The sequence below is a fragment of the Enterococcus sp. B2E4 genome, from assembly GCF_030499455.1.
In the GTDB taxonomy this organism is placed as follows: Bacteria; Bacillota; Bacilli; order Lactobacillales; family Enterococcaceae; genus Enterococcus_D; species Enterococcus_D casseliflavus.
In genome coordinates this window covers 440,211-466,209 of sequence record NZ_JAUKPK010000001.1, presented here as the reverse complement: position 1 = coordinate 466,209, position 25,999 = coordinate 440,211, and the positions used below count along the sequence as shown (strand labels likewise).

General features: G+C 44.5%; 25 protein-coding genes. 20 read left to right on the top strand and 5 right to left on the bottom strand.

What is annotated here, in order from left to right; all coding sequences use genetic code 11:
* Window positions 1-40: 40 nt before the first annotated feature.
* The 10 genes from Q1X33_RS02235 (at window position 41) to Q1X33_RS02190 (ending at window position 10,527) form a co-directional block, all read left to right on the top strand.
* Entirely contained in the window at window positions 41-760 is a 720-nt protein-coding gene (locus Q1X33_RS02235; RefSeq protein WP_010747744.1) for an ABC transporter ATP-binding protein, read from the top strand.
* A complete protein-coding gene (locus Q1X33_RS02230) occupies window positions 757-1,491 on the top strand; it encodes an ABC transporter permease (protein WP_010747745.1) in 735 nt (244 codons plus the stop codon). The genes Q1X33_RS02235 and Q1X33_RS02230 overlap by 4 nt, the downstream gene beginning before the upstream one ends.
* A gap of 113 nt (window positions 1,492-1,604) precedes the next feature.
* The gene (locus tag Q1X33_RS02225; RefSeq protein ID WP_010747746.1) at window positions 1,605-1,838 is read left to right on the top strand and encodes a DUF1858 domain-containing protein; all 234 of its coding nucleotides are present in this window, start codon (window positions 1,605-1,607) and stop codon (window positions 1,836-1,838) included.
* On the top strand, window positions 1,835-3,148 hold the full coding sequence (locus Q1X33_RS02220) for a DUF438 domain-containing protein (protein ID WP_266166478.1): 1,314 nt from the start codon (window positions 1,835-1,837) through the stop codon (window positions 3,146-3,148). The genes Q1X33_RS02225 and Q1X33_RS02220 overlap by 4 nt, the downstream gene beginning before the upstream one ends.
* 216 nt (window positions 3,149-3,364) lie before the next feature.
* Window positions 3,365-4,186, top strand: a complete 822-nt coding sequence (locus Q1X33_RS02215) for a PRD domain-containing protein (RefSeq protein WP_010747748.1) — start codon at window positions 3,365-3,367, stop codon at window positions 4,184-4,186.
* A 111-nt stretch (window positions 4,187-4,297) separates the two neighbouring features.
* Complete coding sequence (locus Q1X33_RS02210; RefSeq protein WP_301969553.1) at window positions 4,298-6,232, top strand: beta-glucoside-specific PTS transporter subunit IIABC; 1,935 nt, start codon at window positions 4,298-4,300, stop codon at window positions 6,230-6,232.
* A 13-nt stretch (window positions 6,233-6,245) separates the two neighbouring features.
* A complete protein-coding gene (locus Q1X33_RS02205; RefSeq protein ID WP_301969513.1) occupies window positions 6,246-7,733 on the top strand; it encodes a sulfatase-like hydrolase/transferase in 1,488 nt (495 codons plus the stop codon).
* A gap of 29 nt (window positions 7,734-7,762) precedes the next feature.
* Window positions 7,763-8,875 carry an SPASM domain-containing protein gene (locus Q1X33_RS02200; protein ID WP_010747751.1) on the top strand — a complete coding sequence of 371 codons (1,113 nt, stop codon included), beginning with the start codon at window positions 7,763-7,765 and terminating at the stop codon, window positions 8,873-8,875.
* The gene (locus Q1X33_RS02195; protein WP_010747752.1) at window positions 8,872-9,648 is read left to right on the top strand and encodes a sulfite exporter TauE/SafE family protein; all 777 of its coding nucleotides are present in this window, start codon (window positions 8,872-8,874) and stop codon (window positions 9,646-9,648) included. The genes Q1X33_RS02200 and Q1X33_RS02195 overlap by 4 nt, the downstream gene beginning before the upstream one ends.
* Before the next feature lie 15 nt (window positions 9,649-9,663).
* Window positions 9,664-10,527, top strand: coding sequence for a formylglycine-generating enzyme family protein (locus tag Q1X33_RS02190; protein WP_010747753.1), 864 nt, complete (start codon window positions 9,664-9,666; stop codon window positions 10,525-10,527).
* A gap of 51 nt (window positions 10,528-10,578) precedes the next feature.
* Here the strand turns inward: Q1X33_RS02190 and Q1X33_RS02185 are convergent, their stop codons facing one another.
* The 4 genes from Q1X33_RS02185 to Q1X33_RS02170 all read right to left on the bottom strand — a co-directional run bounded on the left by Q1X33_RS02185 (window position 10,579) and on the right by Q1X33_RS02170 (window position 13,343).
* Window positions 10,579-11,421: a hypothetical protein gene (locus Q1X33_RS02185; protein WP_010747754.1), complete on the bottom strand. Its 843-nt coding sequence runs from the start codon at window positions 11,419-11,421 to the stop codon at window positions 10,579-10,581.
* A gap of 180 nt (window positions 11,422-11,601) precedes the next feature.
* Window positions 11,602-11,817, bottom strand: a complete 216-nt coding sequence (locus tag Q1X33_RS02180; RefSeq protein WP_008379021.1) for a DUF378 domain-containing protein — start codon at window positions 11,815-11,817, stop codon at window positions 11,602-11,604.
* Between the two features lie 28 nt (window positions 11,818-11,845).
* On the bottom strand, window positions 11,846-12,190 hold the full coding sequence (locus Q1X33_RS02175; protein WP_010747755.1) for a YrhK family protein: 345 nt from the start codon (window positions 12,188-12,190) through the stop codon (window positions 11,846-11,848).
* Window positions 12,191-12,209: 19 nt separating this feature from the next.
* On the bottom strand, window positions 12,210-13,343 hold the full coding sequence (locus Q1X33_RS02170) for an alcohol dehydrogenase catalytic domain-containing protein (RefSeq protein WP_060791802.1): 1,134 nt from the start codon (window positions 13,341-13,343) through the stop codon (window positions 12,210-12,212).
* A 287-nt stretch (window positions 13,344-13,630) separates the two neighbouring features.
* Here Q1X33_RS02170 and Q1X33_RS02165 point away from each other — a divergent pair, with 287 nt between their 5' ends.
* The gene (locus Q1X33_RS02165; protein ID WP_026008050.1) at window positions 13,631-13,915 is read left to right on the top strand and encodes a hypothetical protein; all 285 of its coding nucleotides are present in this window, start codon (window positions 13,631-13,633) and stop codon (window positions 13,913-13,915) included.
* Window positions 13,916-13,970: 55 nt separating this feature from the next.
* Here the strand turns inward: Q1X33_RS02165 and Q1X33_RS02160 are convergent, their stop codons facing one another.
* Window positions 13,971-14,489, bottom strand: a complete 519-nt coding sequence (locus Q1X33_RS02160; protein WP_010747758.1) for an isochorismatase family protein — start codon at window positions 14,487-14,489, stop codon at window positions 13,971-13,973.
* A gap of 242 nt (window positions 14,490-14,731) precedes the next feature.
* Here Q1X33_RS02160 and Q1X33_RS02155 point away from each other — a divergent pair, with 242 nt between their 5' ends.
* The 9 genes from Q1X33_RS02155 (at window position 14,732) to Q1X33_RS02115 (ending at window position 25,979) form a co-directional block, all read left to right on the top strand.
* Window positions 14,732-16,048: an ABC transporter substrate-binding protein gene (locus Q1X33_RS02155; protein ID WP_008379010.1), complete on the top strand. Its 1,317-nt coding sequence runs from the start codon at window positions 14,732-14,734 to the stop codon at window positions 16,046-16,048.
* 132 nt (window positions 16,049-16,180) lie between these two features.
* On the top strand, window positions 16,181-17,092 hold the full coding sequence (locus Q1X33_RS02150) for a carbohydrate ABC transporter permease (protein ID WP_005234717.1): 912 nt from the start codon (window positions 16,181-16,183) through the stop codon (window positions 17,090-17,092).
* Window positions 17,092-17,952: a carbohydrate ABC transporter permease gene (locus tag Q1X33_RS02145; protein WP_005225484.1), complete on the top strand. Its 861-nt coding sequence runs from the start codon at window positions 17,092-17,094 to the stop codon at window positions 17,950-17,952. Before Q1X33_RS02150 ends, Q1X33_RS02145 begins: the two co-directional genes overlap by 1 nt.
* Entirely contained in the window at window positions 17,949-18,551 is a 603-nt protein-coding gene (locus Q1X33_RS02140) for a hypothetical protein (protein WP_010747759.1), read from the top strand. The genes Q1X33_RS02145 and Q1X33_RS02140 overlap by 4 nt, the downstream gene beginning before the upstream one ends.
* A 141-nt stretch (window positions 18,552-18,692) precedes the next feature.
* Window positions 18,693-19,727: a LacI family DNA-binding transcriptional regulator gene (locus Q1X33_RS02135; RefSeq protein WP_010747760.1), complete on the top strand. Its 1,035-nt coding sequence runs from the start codon at window positions 18,693-18,695 to the stop codon at window positions 19,725-19,727.
* Window positions 19,728-19,827: 100 nt separating this feature from the next.
* Window positions 19,828-21,162 (top strand): PTS sugar transporter subunit IIC, encoded by a 1,335-nt coding sequence (locus Q1X33_RS02130; RefSeq protein ID WP_008379001.1) that lies wholly within the window; start codon window positions 19,828-19,830, stop codon window positions 21,160-21,162.
* Between the two features lie 52 nt (window positions 21,163-21,214).
* Complete coding sequence (locus Q1X33_RS02125; RefSeq protein ID WP_010747761.1) at window positions 21,215-21,682, top strand: hypothetical protein; 468 nt, start codon at window positions 21,215-21,217, stop codon at window positions 21,680-21,682.
* 8 nt (window positions 21,683-21,690) lie between these two features.
* Window positions 21,691-23,928: an alpha-galactosidase gene (locus Q1X33_RS02120; protein ID WP_010747762.1), complete on the top strand. Its 2,238-nt coding sequence runs from the start codon at window positions 21,691-21,693 to the stop codon at window positions 23,926-23,928.
* The gene (locus tag Q1X33_RS02115; protein ID WP_080646954.1) at window positions 23,925-25,979 is read left to right on the top strand and encodes a beta-galactosidase; all 2,055 of its coding nucleotides are present in this window, start codon (window positions 23,925-23,927) and stop codon (window positions 25,977-25,979) included. Before Q1X33_RS02120 ends, Q1X33_RS02115 begins: the two co-directional genes overlap by 4 nt.
* Window positions 25,980-25,999: the final 20 nt, after the last annotated feature.

The following is a 25,999-nucleotide window of genomic DNA, read 5'->3' as shown; positions in this document are numbered from 1 at the left end:
AACCAACACAAATAATTTGAAGAAAGAAGTTTATTCTCTGATGAGTATTCTATTCGATTCCGTTTCCTTTACCTATGGAGACACCGCCATTTTTAAAAACCTTTCGTTTTGTTTTGAACAAGGCGCGACTTATGTGCTGCTGGGAGAATCGGGGATTGGCAAAAGCACGCTTTTATCCTTGATCAAAGGGTTGCAGCGACCGCAATCGGGCACGATCACTTACCAAGGCTGTTCCCCTGACAACATCGAGGTCGTTTTCCAAGAACTGCATTTGTTTCCTTGGCAAACAGTCTACCAAGCACTGGAAATGCCGCTGATTATCAATCAAACCCCTAGTGAGCGCCGTAAAAAACGGGTCGCCAGCTGTTTGGCTGAGTTGGGATTGACGCAGGTGCAGGACCGCTATCCGCATCAGCTTAGCGGCGGTCAAAAACAGCGGGCCGCCATGGGGCGGGGGCTGATCACACAGCCCGATGTTTTATTATTGGATGAGCCGACTGCTTCGCTGGACCAAGAAACCAAAGCAAACGCCCAAGCCATGATCGCTGCCCAACAGCAGCGCAGACAAAACAGCTTGATCGTGGTGACCCACGATCCAGAAGAGGCAGTGTTTTTGGGGCAGACGATTTTGCTGCTAAAAGATCAGGGCGTTACGCCGATCAGTAATCCATTTTACGGCAGCCAGCAGGAACGAGATTCGTTGGCTTTTTATGAAGTCGTCTTGCAGTTGAAAGAACAAATGAGGGAGGCGAGGCAATGAAACCCATCAAATCTTTTGCTTGGGGCTTCTGTTCGTTTGTCGTGGTTTGGTGGGGCGTAAGCTGGGTGACCAACAATCGCTCACTGCCTAATCCTTTAGAAACGGCCGAACGTTTTTGGGCACTGCGAGAAGTCTTACTGATCCACGCAGGTGCCAGTTTGCTGCGGGTATTTGCGGCGTTGAGTGGGGCGTTGCTAGTCGGGGTGCCGTTAGGAATCTTGATTGGGCGATCCCAAAGAGTGGATCGGCTGCTTGGTCCACTGCTTTACTTTTTATATCCGATTCCTAAAGTTGCGTTTTTACCCGTCTTTATGATTTTCTTTGGCTTAGGCAATCTCTCAAAAATTCTCTTGATTTTTGCGGTGATCGTCATTCAAGTGATCGTCTCGATTCGTGATGCAGTCACGAAGATCCCACCAGCCTATTTTCAGGTCATGAAAAATTATACCAACCAATGGCGCCATGTCTTGCGCTTCGTTATTTTGCCCGCGCTCATGCCCGCGCTTTTTGCCAGTGTGCGGGTCAGTATCGGGATCGCGTTGGCTTCCCTCTTTTTTGCCGAAAATTATAACACGACGTATGGTGTCGGCTATCTGATCTTAAGTGCGTGGTCAAAAATGGACTACCCACAAATGCTTTCGGGTATCCTCCTGATTGCTTTGATGGGCTATCTGCTTTTTGCCAGTATCGATTTGTTGGAAAAAGTGGTGTGCCGTTACCGACAATCTTAGAAAAAAATGATCGATTGATGAATGTTTGCGGCAGTTCGTGTATTTTTGAACAAAATGATTTATACTAAGGATATCTTATTGAGAATCATTCTCACTGAAAGGAAGACCTTACTATGAAAGAAATCGATCTGTCAAAAACGCTCTATGAACTTGTGGCACAATACCCTGAAATACAAGAAATCATGAGTCAACTAGGGTTTACGGCGATCAATCAACCAGGGATGCTGCAAACTGCTGGACGTTATATGACGATACCCAAAGGTGCTCAGATGAAGAAGATCCCCTTGGAAATGGTTTGTCTCGCTTTCGAAAAACAAGGGTTTCTTGTGAAAGGAGCGACGAAATGAAAACTAACAGTCAAAGACAAGAACGGATCGTCGAAATACTGAGTTTGCTTCACCAAGGCGGTTCCTTTGAAGAGGCTAAACGCTTGTTTAACGAAGAATTTGATGGTGTGGATGTGACGGAGATCACTGCTGCTGAAAAAGCTTTGATCCAAACGGGGTTGGACCCTTCTGAGATTCAGCGTTTGTGCAATATTCATGCTGCTGTTTTCAAAGGATCGATCAATGAGATCCATCACTCCAATGAAGAATATGGGCAACCAGGCCATCCTGTTCATACCCTTAAATTGGAGAACCAAGTCCTGCAATCCTTGTTGACCGATGAGATCGACAGCCTCTTAGCCAAAATCAAAACCGGTGATTGGACGCCTAAAAAGCGTCTACAAGCTGCCTGCAATGATTTAATGCAGATTGACAAACACTATGCGCGAAAAGAAACGTTGATTTTTTCTTACATGGAGAAGTACGGCATCACTGCGCCGCCAAAAGTGATGTGGGGTGTTGATGATGATATTCGGGTTATGATCAAAGCGCTCAATGAGCTTTTGGCATCCGAAAAAGCTGCCTATAATCCAATTGCTGTCCAATGGGAAGCAGTCAAAAACGAGATCGAAGAGATGATTTTCAAAGAAGAAGAAATCATGGTGCCCATGACGCTGGATGTCTTCAGTCTTAAAGATTGGGAACAAATTGCGGCTGACAGTTTTGACATCGGCTTTGCCTTTATCCCAGAACCGCTTCCTTGGAAACCGAGCCAAGAATCCCTTGAAAAGGAACTGGCGGCAGAACCCGCACGGCAAGCGGCGATCAAACAAGCCCAAGAAACAACCGCTGGCATCGCAGCCGGTTTAGGATTCAATGACTTTCAAGTCACAGAACCGGAAGATTCGCCGCAAATTGCTGAACAGCCGACCGTTTCATTGCCTACTGGTAATCTGCAATTTGAGCAATTGGTGGCCATTTTTCAAACGTTGCCAGTGGACTTGACCTTTGTAGATAGTGAAGAGCGGGTGCGCTTTTATTCAGAAGGCAAGAGTCGCGTCTTTCCACGAACGAATTCGGTTTTAGGTCGTGAAGTCGTCAACTGCCATCCACCGAAAAGCATGCATCTCGTGCAACAGATTTTGGATGATTTTCGAGCGGGTACCAGGGAGACAGCAGAATTTTGGATCGATATGCGGGGCCGTAAAATCTATATTCGCTACTTTGCATTAAAAAATGAAGCAGGCATCTATTTAGGTTGTCTAGAAGTCACGCAAGACATTACAAAGATCCAAAAAATCGAAGGGCAAAGCCGGTTGTTGGATCAGTGAGCAGTTTGGAGAAAGGCTGATCCGTGTCTATTTGAAACGAAGCAAAAAAAAAGAAAAATCAATAAAACGCTTGCAACGTTTCTAGAAAAATAGTATAGTAAAGGCAATCAAATGGGTAGTTACTGATAATGCAGGCTATACCTTTTTACGTGTGTATGGATCCTACACATGTATTAAGGTATCGCCTTTTTTCATTTTAAGGAGGTGAGAAGCGTCTTGAAGATCAAAAAAATCTTAAACAACAATGCAGTTTTGGTCGGACAAGATGGCAAAGATTTTATCTGGATCGGTACCGGCCTTGGCTTCAAAATGAAACCAGGACAAACCGCCGATGAATCAAAAATTGAAAAAGTGTTTGTGCTTCATAAGAAATCCTCTGATCGTTTGATGGAATTGCTAGAGAATATTCCAATCCAATATGCGTCTCTTGCGGATGATATTATCCGTTATGGAAAGCAAGTCATTTCCTACCAATTAAGTGATTCCATTTACATCTCTTTGACGGATCACATCTATAATTTGATTCGCTTGAAAGAAGAAGGGATCAGCATCAACAATCGCTTGACTTGGGAAATCAAGCGTTTCTATCCCAACGAGTATGCAGTAGGAGAGCATGCGGTTCGATTGATTGAAAGCAAAACGCAATTCTCCCTAAATGAGGCAGAGATCAGTAATATCGCCATGCATTTTATTAATGCGCAAATCAATGACGATTCAGAGAAGATGGAAGATATCGAATTGCTGACACAAAAAATCAAAGACATTATTTCACTTATTCGTATTCACAATCGTGTGCACATTGATGAGAATAGTTTAGCTTTCGATCGCTTCGTCACCCATTTGAGATTCTTTTTTAAACGGATTGAAAACAAGGAAATCGTTGAAGGCGTCGGGAATCCTCTGTTAGTCCACGTGATTGATAAATATCCTAAAGCCTATGAAACCACCCGTTTGATTGGCGAATATTTAAATAAAACATTATATGACGATGAACAATTGTATTTAACGCTTCATGTACAAAAATTGATCGATCAATAATTCAAGGTGTTACTGGTAAAGCAGGCAAGACTTGACAAGGCTACAAGAAATGTAGTGTTGTTTGGTCTTGCCTTTTTTATTGGTTGTATAGTAGAGAAAGGAATGAATGAGATGCAATACCAAGAATTGAATGAACAAATTTTAAAGAATATCGGCGGAAAAGAAAACATTGCTGGATTGACGCATTGTATTACCCGTCTTCGGTTTAAACTTAAAGATGAATCAAAAGCCCAGACCCAAACGATCAAAAATTTGCCGGGGGTTGTCACCGTCGTCCAAAGTGGGGGACAATATCAAGTAGTTATCGGAAATCACGTAGGAGAAGTTTACAAAGAATTTACGGACATGATCGATATGAATACGGAAGAAACTTCTGGGCAAGAGGAAGAACCAAAAGGTATTTTAAACCGATTTATCGATATTGTCGCTGGTATTTTTACACCGATCATCAATGTCTTGATGGCAGCAGGGATGATCAAAGGGTTACTTGCTTTATTGACAACATTTGAAGTGCTGGATAAAGCATCAGGGACGTATTTGATTTTAAATGCGACAGGGGATGGATTGTTTTATTTCTTCCCACTCTTTCTAGGGTACACTGCTTCGAAAAAATTTGGGGGTAAACCCTTTATCGGAATGGCGATCGGGGCAGCATTAGTTTATCCGACGATCGTAGCAGCAAATGGCGGAAGCGAAGCGATGTATACCTTATTTGCAGGTTCTGTCTTAGAATCTCCAATCTATATTACTTTTCTTGGAATCCCTGTTATATTGATGAGCTATACTTCAAGCGTGATCCCGATTATTGCAGCTACTTATTTGGCATCAAAACTAGAAGCTTTCTTTTCTTTATTGATTCCACGAGCAGTGCGGAGTTTCTTTGTTTCTTTTCTGACCTTGATCATCACAGTGCCATTAGTCTTTCTAATCGTTGGACCGATTACTACTTGGGCAGGATTATTATTAGGGCAAGCATTGTCAGCTGCTTACGAGTTTAGTCCGATTATCGCGGGTATTGTTATCGGTGGATTTTGGCAAGTCTTCATTATGTTTGGCCTGCATTGGGGCTTTGTGCCGATCGCTTTGAACAACTATGCCACACTAGGGTACGATGTCGTGATGATGGCTGGTCTGGCAACACCTGTGGCGATGGCGGGAGTCACCCTCGCAATCTTTTTGAAAACTAGAAACAAAAAATTAAAAGAAATTGCCTTCCCTGCTTTTCTTTCGGCAATCTTTGGTATCACGGAGCCGGCACTGTATGGGGTAACCTTACCAAGGAAAAAAGCATTTTATACTACCTCCATCGCAGTCGCTGTTGCAGGAGGAATCATGGGATTGTTCAAAACGAGAGTCTATATCAATGGTGGGACAGGTATTTTCGCTTTACCACGATTTATTCACCCAGAAAATGGCATTGATAACAGCTTTATCGGGTTTGCCTTAGCTAGTGCCGTTGCCTTTGCATTAGGATTTTTGATCACGTTCTTTTATGCCTATAATCCTAAAAGTGATGACGAACCAACTAGTGAAGGAACTCAGGAAAAAAACGTGGAGCCATCGACACTGAATCATGAACTTGGACAAACTGTTCTCTATGATTTAGCAACACCAGTTAGAGGAACGATCATCCCACTAAAAGAAGTAAAAGACGAAGCGTTTTCCAGTGGATTGTTAGGGAAGGGATTAGCTGTCATTCCGTCAGAAGGAATGGTCTATGCACCAGCAGATGGAATCGTTTCAACACTTTTTCCGACAAATCATGCTGTGGGAATCACGACCGCAGATGGTGTTGAAGTTCTGATTCATGTAGGGATGGATACAGTGAATTTGAAAGGACAGTATTTCCAACCAGCCGTTGCTCAAGGAGACTCAGTAACGAAGGGACAATTACTTTTGAGTTTTGATAAAGACGCATTGGAAAAAGAAGGCTATTACATCGTGACACCGATTATTATTTCAAACACGGCGGATTACCTAGATATTGTTGAAACAGACAAACAAGATGTTGAAAAACAAGATACCTTATTAACGGTCATTGGTTAGGAGGAAAGACAAGTTGAAAAAAAATATCTTTTTATTCGTAGCAGATCAGATGAGAAATGACGCACTCGCACATATGGGGAATCCCGTATCAATCACCCCTAACTTTGATGAACTGGCAGAAGAAGGGGTTTCATTTGAAAATGCCTACTGCCAAAACCCTGTCTGTGTGCCTTCTAGAAATAGTTTTCTGACAGGTTTTTATCCACATGTCAATGGGCATCGAACGATGCACTATTTGCAAAGAGAAGATGAACCCAATATTTTGAAAGAAATGAAGAATCAAGGCTATGAAGTCATCTGGATCGGCAGAAATGATGTGGTTCCAGGTGATAAACCAAAAACAGACTATTGTGATGAATATTATGACGGTGTGGTAGACGAAAACACTCGGGATGCTCAAAATAGTGAAGTCAATCATTCTGCTGATATGAACGAAGCCAGTAAACAGCTGTACGACCAGATGCTTTCAGGAGATACGTATTATTCATTTTATATGGGAAAATTACCAGACAGTGAGGGCTATGGCAAAACGGACTGGAATTGTGTGAAAAAGGCGTTGGACTATCTTGAACGCCGCAGTCAGGAAAAGACAGACAAACCATTTTTCGTTTATTGTACGATCTCATTCCCGCATCCACCCTATGCTTGCGAAGATCCATGGTATTCGAGTATTGATCGTCAGAAACTGCCGAAACGCCGGCCGAATATCAAAGATATTCCTAACAAAGCCTCAATGCTGTATGGCATCAATGAGAAACAGAATTTGAACGGTTGGACAGAAGAGCGTTTTGATGAATTACGAGCTACCTATTTAGCAATGGTTTCGCGTTTTGATCATCAACTGGGCATGATCAAAGAGAAGCTGCGTGAAACAGGCTTTTATGATGAAACAAACCTCATTGTTTTCAGTGACCATGGAGACTATACTGGTGACTACACGATCACTGAAAAAGTCCAAAACTGTTTTGAAGAGCCGATCACGAATGTCCCATTGGTCATCAAACCTGCTAAAACGATTGAAAGTGTGCCGCGAATCACCAAAGCACAAGCGGAACTGCTAGATTTACCAGCAACGATCGCCGAACTGGCTGAGTTCGATCTTTCCTATACACAATTTGGAAAATCATTGGTTCCTGTGATCGAAGGAGCCGAAGAGCACAAAGATGCTGTTTTTTGCGAAGGCGGACGCATTCATGGCGAGACACAAGCGATGGAGCTGGGGCATGGACCGAAATCTCCGTATTGGCCGCGGCTTGCGACACAGTATAGCGAAGGTCCGGAACATACAAAAGCAGTTATGTGCAAGATGGGAAACTATAAATATGTGATGCGTCTTTATGAGCATGACGAATTATATGATTTGGAAAAAGACCCAATGGAAATCAAAAACTTGGCGCTAGAAAAAGAATACGCCGAAATTGTCGAGAAAATGAAACAACGCGTTACTCGTTTTTATATGGAAACGACTGATTTTGTTCCGATGAAACGGGACAAACGCTAAATAAGTAAAAAAAGAATCGAGGCCTCCACATGAAACACATCTCCGTATTGATCAAGCCAGCATCCTCTCTTTGCAATCTGCGCTGCACCTATTGCTTTTATGCTAACGTCAGTTCCTTGCGCGAAGTGCGTTCCTTTGGCAAAATGAAAGAGGATGTAATGGAAAAGATGATTGCAAACATTTATGTAGACTTAGAAGCTGGCGATCATTTGACGTTGGCATTTCAAGGCGGAGAGCCGACGATGGCGGGGCTGAGTTATTTTAGAAAACTAACGGCTTATGTTGCGGCGCAAAAAAAGCAAGTGACAGTACACTATGCGATCCAGACCAACGGCATGGTGATCAATGACAAGTGGTGTCGTTTTTTGAAAGAGCATCGCTTTTTAGTCGGGCTGTCGATCGATGGGCATCCGCTTGCGCACGATCGGCATCGATTAGACGCCAAAGGGCGGGGGACCTTTGCTAGGGTTTTACAGACCAAGCGGTTATTGGATGCCTATCAGATCGAGTACAATGTCTTGTGCGTGTTGACAAATCCGTTAGCAAAGGAAGCCCAGCGTGTGTTTGACTTTCTCAAGGAAGAGCAGATTGCCTTTGTGCAATTCATTCCTTGTTTGGCTGATTTGGATGCCACATCAACCAACGACTATGCCTTGACACCAAGAAGCTTTGCTGGCTTTTATCAGCAGCTGTTGGCGTTTTGGCTGCAGGAATTGAAGCAAGGGCGCTACCTAAGTATCAAGCTGTTCGATGATTTACTGAATCTATTGGTGCGGCAGCAAGTAACTGCCTGCGGGATTCTAGGCAATTGCCAAGTGCAGTATGTGATCGAAGCCGACGGCAGTGTCTATCCTTGTGACTTTTATGTATTAGATGAGTTTCGCATGGGCTATATCCAAGAGCAAACGTTACGGGAATTGTTTTCTCAAGACTGTTCGCAGCAGTTTTTGTGCCAGAAAAAAGACATGCCTTCGAAGTGTACGCAATGTCCTTTCCAAAAAATGTGCCGAGGAGGCTGTAAACGAATGAAAGATGCAATGTACGTGGATAGTGAGGGTTTTTGCGGTTATCAGGAGCTGTTAAAAGACTTCACACCTAGAATCAATGAGATACTGGGGCTTTTGCAAGGGGTGAGACAATGATCGGACTGATTTATTTTCTCGTGATCGTCTTAGCAAATGCCGTAGGGGCAGTTTCGGGCATGGGGGGCGGCGTGCTGATCAAACCGATTTTCGATTTTATCGGCGCCCATTCTGTTGCTGCGATCTCTTTTTACTCGGCGACAGCGGTCTTCACGATGTCCATCGTTTCGACAGCTAGACAATTAGCCAGTGGACGGAAAATCAATTGGTCGATTGCCTTGTGGGTTTCTGGCGGCGCTGTGTTAGGCGGTGTTTTAGGCAATGTTGCCTTTGAACGGTTATTGCTGGTCTTTCGAGATGACAAGATGGTTCAGCTGATCCAAATCCTTGTGACCGTGCTAACACTATTGTTTGCTTTTTTGTATACAAAATATAACTGGCGTGGGTTTGCGCTGGAAAAAGTCGGCTGGTATGCAGCTTGTGGCTTGATTCTCGGCTTTCTAGCCAGTTTGCTGGGGATCGGCGGCGGACCCATCAATGTTTCTTTATTGATGCTGCTGTTTGCCATGCCGATCAAAGAGGCGACGATTTATTCAATTTGTACGATTTTTTTCTCACAGCTGGCAAAAATTTTGACGATCGCTTTTTCGACAGGTTTTGGTGCGTATGATCTGCAAATTTTGTGGTTTGTTATTCCAGCCGCGATCGTGGGAGGACTATTAGGCGCCAAGGCCAGCAACGTCCTGTCACCGCAGCGAGTGACACTGGTATTTCAAACTGTGATCGTGCTGGTGTTATTGATCAATCTGTACAATGGCTATCAATTATTGTAAAAAGGAGGCAAACAGATGCCCACGATTCCAGCAGGAACTTATCGAATCGGCACGAATACGATGGACGGCTTTGCCGAGGATCTTGAGGGACCGCAAATCAGCCTCGACAGCCCAGCATTTGCCATTGATGCCACGACGGTGACGAACCAAGCTTTCCAAGTTTTTGTGGAAGCAACAGGATATGTCACAGAAGCCGAGCGCTTTGGCTGGTCGTTCGTTTTTCACTATTTTTTAAGTGAGCAAACGAAACACCGCAGTCAAAAGGTACCAAATATGGCTTGGTGGTACGCGGTTAGCGGCGCAGATTGGCGTCATCCTGAAGGACCTGATTCAACGATTGCCCAGCGGATGGATCACCCAGTGGTTCAGGTGTCTCGCAACGATGCGATCGCCTATTGCCAATGGGCAAAAAAACGCCTCCCGACAGAAGCAGAGTGGGAGATCGCTGCAAAAGGCGGGACAAGTTTTGAAAAATATCCTTGGGGAAGGGAATTTTTGGCAGAAAATACCTATCATTGCAATATTTGGCAAGGAGAGTTTCCAAAAAGCAACACGCGAGCAGATGGCTTTGCCAATACAGCGCCAGCGAAATGGTATGAGCCCAACGGTTTTGGTCTGTATCAAATGATCGGCAACGTCTGGGAATGGTGCGTCAATCCTGCCCGCATCCCGCTGACACAGTTTCAACAACAGACGGGACAAACCTTTTGGGCAAGGAATCAAACACAAGATGATCAACTGTATGCGACTCGCGGTGGTTCGTTTTTGTGCCACGAATCCTATTGCAAACGATACCGAATTGCCGCTAGAAATGGTAATTCTGGGATGTCGGCAGCCAATAATTTAGGGTTTCGGTGTGTCAAAGACTTGGATCAGTAAACCGATAAAAGCAAAAGCGGCACCTATTCACGTGGATAGGTGCCGCTTGTTTTATTGCCATTCGGATTGATAATTTCCTTTGAGATCATAAACATAATTGATCTCGGTGCGATTACGAATCCCATTTAAACCAACGGTCCAAGTCCATTCGCCTTGGAAGCCGTTTAAAATGACGATGCTGACGCCAGGAACATAGTGATCCAGCTGAGCTGCTCGTGCCTCAGAATCCTTGATGATCTTGGGAATGACGCCCCAATCGATGGCATCAAAGGCAATGGTATCTTCCATCGAAAGCTCGATCGTATCGTCGTCTTTTTTCCATTTGGTCAACAGATTTTCTGGGTAATACCAATACTCGTCTTGCAGGCCTGTGTTTGGATTGATCACTCGCGCAACTGCATAAATGCCGCTTTTTAGCGGGACATTGCGGATGTGAAAACTATAGCTGACCAGTTGCAGCTCTTTGTCCTTGAATGAGGATTGATTCGGCAGCACCGCCATAATTTCTTTGGCACTGGCTTCTTCTCGAAAGAGTTGGCGGTCTACAGGTAAAAAGGTGGAAACTACGCCAATACAAAAGAGAATCACTGGCAGCAAGAGCAATGAGAATAACCAATAGAATGGCGATTTTTTGCGTTTCTTGATGCCGATGATCAGACCGATCAAAAAGACCAGCAGGATCCCTGCTACCCAAAAGTAGGGGAACAAACGAATGATCTGATGTCTGGTTTCAACGACTTGGTATTCATTCAGACCAAACCAATTTTCTGCGATGGTGAGGTTATTTAAAACAATGATTCCGCCAATAATACTTAAAATAAATAAGAAAATCAATAGCAAAAGCATCCGACCGAGTATCCGACGTATCAGCGAGGGTCTAGTAGGTGGGGTCATGAGTCACGTCCTTTTTATTTTTTCGAAAATAGTAGGTTAAATACAAGAGTAGTACAACTGGTGTTTTTTTTCAATGATTGTAGACAAAAAAACTGCATCCACAGATGCGACCTCAAAACGTTAGACCAAAAATCTAACTTTTTGGGGTCAGGACATCGCAGATGCAGGTTTTATTTTCATTTAGTCGAGGGTTTGTTGGCGGGCGATAGCTGGAAAGAATTTCAGGCTATACAAGGCGCTGATCCCAACTAGAATATAAATGACGCGGGCAATGATCGACGTGCTGCCGCCGGTGATCGCTGCGACAAGGTCAAACTCGAAGGCGCCGACCAGCAGCCAATTGATACCGCCGATGATCAATAAGGTCAGTGCGATCCCATCAAATGTTTTTAACATAGGAAACTCCTCTCTAGTTGTCGTCCCATCAACGTTCATCGTCGGTGATGGTGACATCTTTTTCTTTCTCGCCTTCTTGATTGCGCTCATTATAGATATAGACATGGCGAACGATTTTAATCAGTGGGCGAATGGTCAAAAAGACTCCGCCGATCAAATAGGCGATCGTTCCGTATAGCGCAGGCAAACTAGTTAATGAAACGATACTTCCGAAAATATAAAACAAGCCCGTCAAAATATCATTCGTAAGTGAGATCAACATGTAGCGATTTTGAAAGTAGATGCGAAAGCGGCTTGCCTTGATGATCACATCTTCTTCTTTTCCCGGATCGACTTGATGTTCACTCCGTTTGATTTTTGGCATAGGTGCCATCACTGCTCCTTTATTTTTGCTAAGGTTTCAAGACAACTTTGATGTTCTTGTCTTCTTTTTTGTCAAAAATGTCATACGCTTTGGCAGCATCTGCTAAAGGCATCGTGTGGGTGATGATCTGTGACGGGTCAAACAAACCGTCTGCAATCATGTCATAAATTTTTGGCATCAAATGGATCACAGGTGCTTGCCCGTGTTTGACATCGATGTTACGCATAAAGAATTCTTGCAATGGATAAGAAGAAGCTGGTGTCATGTAAACGCCAGTGATTTGGACGGTACCAAATTTTTTGACTGCTTTGGCGGCCATCTGGATCGGTGAGATCGTTCCACTTTGCAAGCTGACTAGGTTTTTGGCTTTTTCTTTGACGGGTTCTAAACCATCCATCCCAACGCAGTCGATGATCACATCAGCGCCACCTTTGGTCAGCTCATACAGTTCATCAGCACTAGTAGCCAAATCATCCAATTGGAATGTTTCGACTTGATTGTAGCTGCTGGCTTTTTCTAAGCGATGAGCAACAGGGTCCACGGCAATCACCCGCTTAGCGCCTGCCATCACGGCAAATTTTTGGGCAAACAACCCAACTGGGCCTGAGCCTAAGACGATCACGGTATCATCCTTTTTGACGCCAGCGTTTTGGACACTCCAATACGCTGTAGGTAAGATGTCAGATAAAAACAATACTTTTTCATCAGGGATCGTTGATTCAGGTACGATAAACGAAGTGAAATCTGCGAAAGGAACCCGCAAGAATTCGGCTTGACCGCCCCAGTGGTTGCCGTTCATTTTTCCGAAACCGAATAAGCCGCCATACAATGTATCTTCTGAAGAATTGTCGCATTGACTTTCCATTTCATTTTGACAAAAGTGGCAATGGCCGCAACCGATATTGAAAGGGATGACGACGCGGTCGCCTTTTTTTAGTTTCTGTACTTGACTGCCAACTTCTTCGACAATACCCATTGGTTCGTGACCAACGACATAGCCTTCTTCCAAAACCGAGCCGCCATGGTGGTAAAGGTGGAGATCAGAGCCGCAGATCGCAGTTGCGGTGATTCGGATGATCGCATCCGTCGGTTCTAAAATCGTTGGATCTTCTACACGACGAACGTCCATTTTTTGATTTCCTTGCCAGGTTACTGCTTGCATCATTTTTCCTCCTTGTTTGTTCAGATAAGTTCGGACAATCACTAATTTTTTCAACAACACGTTTTTACTTTTTAGTAACAGATAATTTAATTCTGCAAGGATTTTAACGATTTGACAACGAAAACGCTCAAAACGGTTGATTTGTTTTTTCTTCATCAATGGTTTAAAAAAAGAAAAACAGATGATTTGCTAAAAAAGTGAAAGCGTGACACTATTAAAGTGAAGCATGCATGCGTTACGAGTATCTAACGGAATCTGCATCAACCAGTGACAAGAAATGAGGAGGGATGATCATGGATCTAACGATTCGAGGAAAAGCTTCCTGCACGAATTGCAATGAAAACTTTGATGGGAAGCTGGTCGTTCATTTACAAGAAGACAGCGAGGGGCAATTAACCATGGTACCACCGTTGGAAACGAATGAATTGGCAGAAGATGAAATCGCTATTCATTATGCTTACGGGGAAGTGAAGGAAGCCATCGAAGGAACCTTCGTATGTCCAAACTGTCAGACTGAAAATGAGGTTCGGATTGAAATTCCGACCGAGCTATTAGATGGCTCAATGAATTAAATGAATAATCAAATTGAAAAAGCTCTCTGTTCCTTGAACAGGGAGCTTTCGTTACCTATTGGTCATTGGTTTGTTTTGTGCCATCAATGATTTGGACATTGAAGTCTCGTAAGATGTCGAGTCCTTGTGACTCGTGGTTTTTACCAGCGACTAATGTTTTATTGATAGTAAAATCAGCGTCAGGAAAGGCGCTTTGGATCTCGATGGTATTGGAAAGGACACAGATGTTGGTTTCAACACCGGTGATTTCGATTTTCTTTTCTTCTTCAGGTTCAAATAGATTTTTCTTAATGTCGATCAAGACTTCAGGTGGAATACTGTAATAGTATTTCTTGACGACTTTTTCATTTTCGAGAGGCTTAAGTTCTGGGATCAGCTGCAGGGCATCGGCTTCTTCATCAGGTGTTCCTTTGACTTCGATTGGAATGTCGCGGGTGTGTAAGATGTACTCCCCATCCGCCCGTGCTTGTTCTAGGCGCTTGGCGATTCGTTTGACGAGAGCGGCGCCATCTGGCACATACGCTTCGTTCTCTTCATCGAGAATTTGGTTTTGCATATCGACAATGACTAGCATGTGGTTACTCCCTTTCTATAAACATCATTTGTCAAATGGTCTGACGTGAGGTTGAAAAATAGGTGCTATTTCTATGATGCCCCACTTTTTTTATATTTTCAAAGAAAACGCTCTTCTTGTCGAGAAACGGTAAAAACGTTATTTTTTTATTCGAATCACGATGCTTTTTGTTTGCTGAAAAGAAGAAGTAGTGATTGCTTTTAAATAGTACATTAAAAATAAATGAAAGTAGGTTAGGTTAAATGAGAAAGTTATTTTATATGGGGACTTTGCTTTTTTCAGTTGGTGTACTGGCGGCAGGATGCGGCAACAGTGAAACCGCTGATTCCTCGGGGAATGAGTCAGCAGATGGCAAAACGACGTTGGACTTTTGGTCCTTCTGGGGGTCTGGTGCAAGACAAGAAGTAATTGAAGAAATTATTGATGATTTTAATGCGTCACAAGATAAAATCGAGGTCAAATACAGCTACCAGCCTTGGGGCGATATTTGGACAAAATCACTGTCGTCGATCACTGCTGGCAATCCGCCTGATGTTATTGTACAAGATATCAATTCTGTTGCTCAGCGGGCAGAAGCGCAGCAAGCAACGAATTTAAGTGAGTATATCGAAGAGGGCTTTTCTGATGAATTTTATCCGCAATTATGGGATACAGTGGAATACGAAGGGGATGCCTATGCCGTTCCTTTCAATACAGATACGCAAGTGATTTTCTACAATAAGACACTCTTTAAAGAGGCTGGTATCAGTGAAGAGCAACTGCCACAAACGTGGGAGGAGTTAGAAACAGTTGCTCGGAAATTAGATGTCAAAAACGGTGATGACTTTGAGCGGATCGGCTTTTACCCATTGTGGAATTTAGGCGCTGACGTGTGGGCGTTGAATGCCGACGATGGCGTCAGCTGGTTTGACAAGGATGAGAACGTCAAAATCGATACAGACAACAAAGTGGAAGCGTTGGAATGGATCTTAGACTGGCAAGAGTATTATGGTCAAGATACCATCAATCGCTTAGAAGCTGAATTTGGTTCAGGGGTTGCCGATCCATTCATTTCCGGATTAGTGGCGATGCGTGCGCAAAACATCAACTACTACTCAAGTTTAGCAGAAAATGCACCAGATGACTTTGAATTTGGGGTCATTCAAATTCCTGAAAAAGAAAGTGGCTCTGGTCACTGGTCATGGGGCGGCGGGTTCGTCCTAGAAGTGCCATACGGTGCCAAAGATCCTGAAGCGTCCTATGAGTTTATCAAATACTTGTCGACACCAGAAGTTCAAGAGAAATTTGGTGAGAAGAGCTTTGATATCATGGCGAATCGGACAGCCAACGAAAACTTGGTCAACAACGACAATCTAGATGAAAACGGCCAAATGATCTACCAAATGGCGGATGAAAACTTTGCCAATACGGTGATCACGCCTGTGCCATTGACAGCGCCTGACTTCAGCAGTCTTGTCAATGAACAGATCGACCAAATCATGCTAGGCAGCAAAACACCGGCTGAAGGGTTGGCAGATGCGCAAAAAGCGGTGGAAGATCTTGTTGAGCAAAACAAATAAACCTCAAAACGAGCGTTTTTAAAAAAGAAGGAAAGTCCAGTCGGTTAGCGGACTGGGCTTTGCTTTCTGCTTTGCGAAGCGGACATGTTTTCTTGAACAAACAATGAGTAAAAATAGAATGGAGTGGAAGGAATGCCAAAGAAGCGTTCAAAAAGTAAACGGCAAGAAGCTCTTTGGGGCTACTTCTTCGTAGCACCATTTTTGCTTGGGTTCGTGGTGTTTATGTTAGGGCCCATGCTGTTTTCCTTCGTAGGAAGCTTTACCGATTACAATCTGACTTCGAAAATGAATTTTATCGGCTTTAAGAACTTTACCCGCATGTTCACGCAAGATACCCTGTTTTGGAAATCTCTCTATAACACGGCGTATTTTGTACTCTTCAATGTTCCCTTAACCACGTTGTTCAGTGTCTTTCTAGCCACGTTATTGAATCAAAAAATCCGCGGAATCAGTTTTTTCCGAACCACCTTTTACTTGCCAGCGATCCTTTCAGGGGTTGCCGTCTACGTCTTATGGATGCAATTATTATCTCCTTCCGCAGGATTGATCAATACCTTCTTGAGCTGGTTCAATATCAAAGGTCCAGCATGGCTGTTTGATCCCGAATGGACGAAACCAGCGTTGATTTTGATGAAGATTTGGAGTTCGGGGGGCGCGATGCTTTTGTATCTAGCTACCTTGCAAAATATTTCACCGACGCTGTACGAATCGGCTGAGATCGATGGGGCGGGAGTCTGGGCGAAATTCAAAAATATTACGATCCCTTTGATCACGCCAATCATCTTCTATGATGTGATTACTTCAACGATCGGTTCTTTTCAAATTTTCCAAGAAGCATACGTGATGACCAAAAATGGTACCGGCGGTCCTGCAAATTCACTGCTTTTCTATAATTTGCATATGTGGAACAAAGCCTTCGTCGCCTTTGATATGGGCTATGCGATGGCCATGTCGATGATCTTGTTCTTGATCGTCTTAGTCTTGACCTTTATCAATCTCAAGCTGGCACCACGCTGGGTTCACTATACCGGAGGTGGCAGCTAATGGAAATGACGACAAAAACACGAAGCAAATCAAGCCAACAGCGAGTCAAAAAAATCATCAGCTATGTGGTGATGTCGATCATCGGGATCGTGCTGCTGATTCCGTTGCTGTGGATGGTCTTTACGTCATTGAAACCGATGGAGGAGATCGTGCGCTACCCGCCGACCTTTTTCCCAGAAGAAATCAATCTTGGCAATTATTTGGAGACTATCAACGCCTTTCCATTTTGGCAGTATGCAAAAAATACGTTATTCATTACCGTCTTAGTGGTCTTCGGGAATGTCTTATCAAATTCCTTCATTGCTTATGGGTTTGCAAAATTGGCCTTTCCAGGAAAAAATCTGATCTTTGCCCTCGTCTTGTCTACCATGATGATTCCTGGCTTTGTGACGATGATCCCGCAATATGTCTTGTTTTCCAAAATCGGCTGGGTCGGCACCTATCTGCCGCTGATCGTTCCAGCGTTTTTCGGCAACGCCTTTAACATTTTCTTGATGCGGCAGTTTTACTTGTCTGTCAACAATGAATTGATCGAAGCCGCTAAGATCGATGGCGCCAATCATCTTTATATTTGGAGCCATCTAATGATCCCATTGACGAAACCCGCGCTGATCACGATTGCCATCAACTCCTTCAATGGGGCGTGGAATGATTTCTTAGGACCATTACTGTATATTCAAAACCAAGAAAAGTACACGCTGCAGATTGGCCTGCAAGTTTTCCAAAACCAATCAACGACCCAGTGGAACTACTTGATGGCAGGAGCAACGCTTGTGCTATTGCCGACGATCTTGCTGTTCTTCCTCGCTCAACGCTACTTTATTGAGGGAATGGATCTGACGGGAGGTTCCAAAGGATGAGAACAAAAGTTACCCCGCAACGCTTAAACCAAGCGCTGTTGACTGGCATCAACTGGCTTCCGCATTTACTGGTTTTACAAGGCATGTGGCTGTTGTATTCCTTGCCTTTGATCACGAGTACCACCGCTAGTCGAGCATTGATCGAGACGTTGACGGAACTGCGTAACGATGGCTTGGAGGCAAGCAGCAAAGCTCATTTTCAGCAAGCATTTCATCAGCAGTGGGCAACAAGAAAAGGGCAAGACCGTTTGCTCAGTCTATTCTTCTTGCTGCTTTTAGCGGACAGCTTTGTCTTTAGCCGTCTGCAGCACCCGCTGTTTCAAATCGCTAGTTACGCGTTAGCGTTCACCTTTGGCTTGTTTTGCTTGGTCTTACTTTATCAAACGAGGCTGCTTCACACCTATCCGCAGCAGCCCAGCTCATTGTTTTATAGTTTTTACCAGTTTGCTCGTTCACCCAAACGAGTACTGGCGCATCTTTTAGCAACAGTGACGCTTGTCTTGACCTTTTTGCTGTTTGGTCCAGTCTACTTATTGGTCTTAGGAATCAGCACCTTGTATTTAGTCAATGTCTTGCTCTGTGACCAAGCGCTCAAATAGAAAACAAACGGGTATCCCGAAACTTCCTTAGTGAAAAGCTAAGGAGTTTCGGTTTTTTTGTGAAAAGAAGGTTGACAGGGTCAAAAATTATGCCTATGCTGAATATAAATTTAGTAAACAGTAAACAGATGAGGTGCAGCTATGGCAAGTATGAGAGATATCGCGAAATTAGCCGGGGTGTCGGTAGCAAGTGTTTCTAGAATCCTTAACAATGATGAAACCTTCAGTATCAATGAACACACGCGTCAGCGAGTCATTGAGATCGCCAATCAAATGAATTATTCAAAAGAAAAAAATCAACCCCATTCCCGTGAAGTCGGCGACCAAAACACGATTGCCATCATTACCCGCCACGATCGAGAGTCGGAAAGAAACGATCCGTATTTTATGATGATCCGCAATGGGATCGAAAAGGAAGCGGCGAAGTGGCGCTTAAAAACGATTCGGGCCTTTTCCATGCGGGAGCCTCAAAAAGATTTGGCACAATTGGCGAAGTATGGCGCAGTCATTATTATTGGAGAGATGACCAGCGATGCTTTGGCAGAGATCAGTCAGCAAAATACCAATATTATCCTGGTGGATAATTATAGTGAAGCACCCAGCTACGATTGCATCCAAACCGATTTTGCCCAAAAGACTCACCAGATCCTCACGTTGTTAAAAGAGAAGGGCCATGAGAATATCGCCTTTGTGGGTGGTGTTGCCAGCCGAGTGACGATTTCTGGCGAAGTCGTTTACGATGAACAAGAGATTCGAGCAGAAAACTACCGCCAATGGATGCTGCTCAATAAATTGGAAAAGTTCACAACCGTGCTGCAGGGGAAATGGTCACCAGAGACTGGGTTGCATTTTGGTCAGCAGATCGCGCAAATGAATCCTCGCCCCACAGCGATCGTCGTTGCCAGCGATCCTATGGCTGTCGGGGTTTACAAGGCACTCGCTGAAGCGGGGCTATCGATTCCTAAAGATGTGTCGGTCGTTAGTTTTGATGATATCGAAATGGCGCAATTTATGACGCCCGCATTGTCCTCTGTTAAGATGAAAGCCGAAGAGATGGGGCAGATGAGTGTCGAATTGGCGAAAAATAAAATCCTTGGGGTGCGGACGATGCCTGTTCGCGTCGTTTGTGGCAGTGAATTGATCATTAGAGAATCGATTGCCGAAAAAGATCAGTGACGTCTGATCTTTTTTTATTTTAGGGGTTGTGTAAACATTAACTAAACAACTATACTGATTGTAGTAAACGTTTACAGTTAAAAATAAAGGAGAAAACGAAATGAAGTTTATTGATAAATTAGCCGAAAAGATGGTGCCTTTTGCTCAGATCATTGCCAACAACAAATACTTGTTAAGTCTGCGTGATGGGTTTATGGTCGCTTTTCCTGCAACAATGTTTGCGTCAATTATGATTATTATTCAGAATCTGCCTGCTACTTTCGGACTCTCGGAAAAACTTCCAGAGGGATTCATCACGTTTCTAAACGACTTTTTTGGTCCTATCGGAAATGCGACCATGAGTATCACCGCTATTTTCGTTGTTTTTGGGATCGGCTATCAGTTGGCTGGCAAGTATGGACAAGCCAAATTATTTGCGGGTGCCATCTCACTGTCTTCGTTTTTGATGCTGCTGCCTTTTGGCTCATCCGAAGAGTTAGGTACAGTGATCCCCTTGTCGAAATTAGGGGCTGAGGGAATGTTTGTCGGAATCATCACGGCCATTATCGCTACGCAGATCTATTGCAAAATCAGTGCGGCTGGGCTGACGATCAAAATGCCAGATTCGGTTCCGCCAATGATCGCAGAATCCTTTGTCGCCATCATTCCTGGTGCGGCACCGTTGTTCCTTTTCAATTTGATTCGCTACTTGTTCACCTTTACTTCATGGGGCAATGCCGTTGATTTCGTTTATGAGATTTTGCAAAAACCATTAATGGGCTTAGGCGGTACGTTGCCAGCAGTACTGATCGCCGTCTTGTTCACCCAATTCTTCTGGTGGTTTGGGATTCACGGAACACTAGTGGTCAATGCGGTGATCGATCCAATCATGAATGCGTTAGCGATCGAAAACTATGAAGCCTACAAAGCAGGGGCGGAACAACTGCCCCATATCATTAACACTACGTTTATGGGCGTGTTCGTCAATCAAGGAATGCAGCTGGGGATCTCGATTACGATGGCCTTCTTTATCGCTCGTTCGATTCGGATGAAAAAATTAATGAAGACGGTGATCGCTCCATCTGTTTTCAACGTATCTGAACCGATGACCTTTGGTTTGCCGATCGTCTTGAACCCGATCGCTTTTGTCCCATGGATCTTAGCCCCATTAGCCAGTACAACGATCTCTTACTTTGCGATTGCCGCAGGCTTGGTGCCGCGGCCAATCGGAGCAACGGTTGTTTGGACGACCCCGGTCTTCTTATCTGGTTGGTTAGGCACGGGTTCTGTTGCCGGCGCAATCTTACAGTTAGTGACGGTTGCCGTAATGACCTTGATCTGGGTGCCATTCTTGATCGTAATGGATCGCGGGTACTTGAAAGAAGAAAAAGCGGAAGCGGCATTAAATGAACAAGCGGCATCTGAAACGATCAATCAAAGGGTAGAAGAAAGATAAGCCCAGAAACGGAAAGGAATGCAATAGCGCACCCTTTAGAAAGGAATTTGTGATGAGAACCGATACATTGTCTTGCAGTTATCAAATGAATACCACACCTACGGACTTTTCCCGTGTGTTATTGGCGGAACAAGAGAAATTCTTTCTAGCCAAACAAGCCCAAGAACCGTTCGGGGAAGGCTGCCGTATTGAAACGATGATCCAAACCAAAACCGCCCCGCGGTTGGTACCTGCCGTCATGACGGTCAAAAAAATTGCCGCGGATGAGCTGTGGCTTCGTACGACCCATGAAGAAGGAGTGATCGATCAACGGTACAGTTTTGCTCCAGGACGAAAAGGGAAGTTGCAAGTCACGTATTCGGAACAAAGCCGTTTTGAGCAGCAGAAAACAACCTACAGTTTTATGCTGGCGGCGCTGTTTTACAAATTCTTTTTCAATCGCGGTGTCAAAAAACGCTTGCGTTATCTTGAAGCAGCTTGTCAACGAGCAGGGACAAATGAAAAAAATGGGGAAAATTGAGGATAGCAATGATAGAAATTAGGAATGAACAACTCTTTCACTTATACAATGAAAAAATCAGTTATATCATAAATGTGTTACCAAATCAGCAACTGGGTCATGTCTATTTTGGGCCATCTCTAGGCACACTGGCGCCGTTTGATCAAGCGTACCTTGAGAAAAAAGAGAATAAATCGGCAGGAACCGTCAAATTTTTTGAAGCAGACAATCTTTTTACTTTGGCGGACCGTTTTCAAGAATTGCCAACGTATGGGACTTCTGATTTTCGAGAAGGGGCAGTGTCGGTCTTTGAGGAAGAAACCCCACTTTATGTTGATTTTAAACTTGTGGCTTTTCACTGTTTTGAGGGCAAAGAACGAAAGCTGGCGCAACCAGCCAGCTTTGCTTCTGCTGATGAAAGCCAAAGCATCGTCTTTGAATTAGTAGATCAAGAGCGGCAGCTGGAACTGGCGATCACCTATACGATCTTCAAAGGATCAGGAACGATCACGCGGCAGCAAACACTGACCAATACGGGGAGCAAGCCGAGAACCATCCAGCGCTTTTTGAGTGGTGTCTTGGAACTGAAAAATCGCGATTTTGAACTGCTGCATCTTTCAGGCGCATGGCTGAAAGAACGGCACATCAAGACGGTCCCTTTGACCCAAGGGACGATCAGTGTCGGCTCGTTAAAAGGAGCGTCTGGTCATCAGCACAATCCTTTTGTCGCCTTAAAAGAACAGCAAGCCACCAATGACACTGGTCACGTCTATGGTGCCAACCTGATTTATTCCGGCAACTTTTTGGCGCAAGCGGAAATGGATGAGTGGGACAACGTTCGATTGATGTTGGGGATACATCCTGAGCATTTCAGCTGGCAGCTTTCACAAGGAGAAACTTTTGAAGCCCCAGAATGTCTCTTCACCTTCACCGCTGCTGGTCTGAATGGCTTGAGTCAAGAATCCGCCCAATTTATCGAAAAGCATGTGATTGCCCCTTATTGGCAAAAGCGGCAGCGACCGATCGTCTTTAATAATTGGGAAGCGACTTATTTTGATTTTAATGAAGAAAAGCTGTTGACCTTAGCCCAAGAAAGCAAGGCATTAGGGATGGAGTGCTTTGTGCTGGACGATGGTTGGTTTGGAAAACGCAACGACGACCGCAGTTCATTAGGCGATTGGGTGGCGGACCCTGCCAAATTTCCAAAAGGAATCGGGTCTTTTGCTGAGAAAATTCATGCCATGCAGCTGCAACTGGGGATTTGGTTTGAACCAGAAATGGTTTCGCCAGATAGTCAGTTGTACCAAGAGCATCCTGAGTGGGTAGTCAAGCATCCTTATGAGCGGATCTCTGTGGGGCGCGGGCAATACGTGTTGGATTTTGCCAATCCAGCAGTGGTCGAGGCGATTTTCGAAGCGATGCAAAAAGTGATCCTTGAAACCAAGCTAGATTACATCAAATGGGATATGAACCGCAATATCACTGAAGCTTACTCTCCCTATTTAGCGGAACAGGGAATTTCTCAGACGGAGTTTTATCATCGCTACATTTTAGGTCTTTATCGCTTATATGAAAAAATCTTAGCGGCGTTTCCGACCCTTTTGATCGAAGGCTGTGCTGGCGGCGGGGGCAGATACGATTTAGGGATCTTATTTTACAGTCCGCAGATTTGGCCTAGTGATGATAGTGATGCAGTGGAACGTTTAGCCATCCAAAGCGGAACGTTGTTAGGGTATCCTTTGTCCTCCTTCAGCAATCACGTGTCGGCGGCACCAAACCACCAAGTCGGCCGGGCAACGTCTTTAGCCTTTCGGCAAACCGTCGCAATGTTTGGGCCTTTGGGGTATGAACTCGATCTCTTTCACTTGTCTGAAGCTGAAAAGCAGGCAATCAAATCCCAAATCGTCTTTTATAAAAAACAGCGGCAATTGCTGACCTTTGGCACTTTTTACCAGCTGCAACAGTTGGACCATGCCAATGAAACGACTTGGGCAGTGTATGATCCGCAAAACGAAGAAGCATTGATTGCTTTCTTTCGTGTGTTGGCACAAGCCAATCCGACGGCGGAAGACTTTTTGCCCGCAGCCTTTCTTAATACCCAACAGGTGTACCAGGTCAATGGCGAAACTGTCTCTGGTCAGCTGTTAAAGCAATTAGGGTTGCGTAAACCCTATCAGTTTAATGCCGTCAACCATGGAACAGCGCAAGTCACTGGCGATTTTCAATCATTTGTTTACCAGTTACAAGCCAAAAAAGGAGTAGAATGATGAGCAATCAATTGTTTGATCAGCAGTTTATGCATGGCGGGGATTACAACCCCGATCAATGGCTGGCTTATCCAGAAATCTTGCAAAAGGATCTTGCCTACATGCAGCAAGCCCATGTCAACACCGTCACATTAGGGGTGTTTGCTTGGAGTGCCTTAGAGCCGCAAGAAGGCGTTTATCAGTTTGACTGGTTGGATCGTGTGTTTGATCAGATCCATGGCATCGGCGGCAAAGTCATTTTGGCCACTCCTAGCGGTGGGCGTCCTCAATGGTTGAGCCAAAAGTATCCCGAAGTCAATCGGACCAACGCCCAAGGACAAAAACATACCCATGGGTTTCGCCACAATCACTGTTACTCTTCACCGATCTATCGGGAAAAGGTGACGCAAATCAATCAACAGTTGGCAAAACGTTACGGCAAGCATCCGGCATTAGCCATGTGGCATATCTCCAATGAGTACTCTGGGGAATGCTTTTGCTCCTATTGTCAGGAAAACTGGCGCAGCTGGCTGCAAAAAAAATATGGTGATTTAGCCACGTTGAATCATGCCTGGTGGACTTCTTTTTGGGGCGGTACGTACTCTGATTGGTCGCAGGTTTTACCGCCTTCACCTTTAGGGGAACACAAAGTGCATGGCATGGATCTTGATTGGAAACGATTTGTCACAGATAGGACGATCGATTTTTATTTGCATGAATGTGCGCCGATCCGTCAACTGACACCGGACATTCCTGTGACGACGAATTTTATGGCGGAAGGACATGCTACCCAAGATTTTATTCCTTTAGAAGGCATTGATTACAGCAAGTTCGCTCGCCATGTGGACATCGTTAGCTGGGATAGTTACCCTGATTGGAACAACAACTTTGAATCCTTGGCAGCGACAGCGATGAAATCCGCCTATGTGCATGACCAGTACTGGTCATTGAAGAAACAGCCCTTTTTAGTGATGGAATGCACGCCGAGTTTTGTTAACTGGCATTCCTTCAATAAAGCGAAAAAGCCTGGTGTCCATCAGTTGAGTGCCATGCAGCAGATCGCCCATGGCTCAGATAGTACCTTGTATTTTCAATGGCGCCAATCCCGCGGCAATTCAGAAAAATTCCATGGGGCAGTCGTGGGACATGATGATTCCACAGAGAATCGGGTCTTCAAAGAAGTTGCGGCTTACGGCAAGCGCTTGGAAAAAATCAAAGAGATTCAAGGAACCACAAGAAAAAAAGCAGTGGCGATCCTATTTGACTGGGAAAGCAACTGGGCATTGAAGCGAGGCGGCGGGTTTGGTCGACCAACCAGACGGTATCCGCAAACGTTGCAGGAGCATTATCGTTATTTCTGGGAACAAGACATCGCTGTCGATATTTTGACCCCAGAGCAAGATTTTTCTGACTATCAGTTGGTGATCGCTCCGATGCTTTACTTGATGTCATCGGAGACGATGGCAAAACTTTGCCAGTACACGGAAGCTGGTGGTACCTTGATTTCCAGTTACTTTAGCGGCATGGTCAATGAAACCGACTTGTTGTATCTGGGGGGCTTGCCACAGCCGTTGCGAGGGTTATTAGGCATCAACGTGCTGGAGCTGGAAACTCTTTTTGACACTGAACACAATCAGTTGGTTTTTCAAGGACAGCCCTTTGAAACACGGGACTATTCTGCAATCATTGAAGCCGAAACAGCGGAGGTACTAGGGGAGTATCAAGCGGATTTTTACCAAGGAACACCTGCGATCACCAAAAATGCCTTTGGTGCAGGCACCGCCTACTATCTGGCAGCTCGCACCAACTATGACTTTTTCGAACAGTTTTATGCCTCTTTGGTCCGTGAGCTGTCCTTGGCAGAGGAAAGGATCGCGCATGCCAATCCTGCAGTCTCGATCCAAGGCAGGATCAGTCCAGAACGAACATACTTTTTCATCATGAATTTTTCTGAGAAAGAGCAGACACTACACTTGATCAAAGAAGTCGTTGATTTAGAGACCAATCAAGCAGTCCCTCAAACAGCAACCTTGGCGCCGTATGAAGTGCGAGTGGTTTATTTTAACAATTAGCTGACCATTGGAAAAAACGT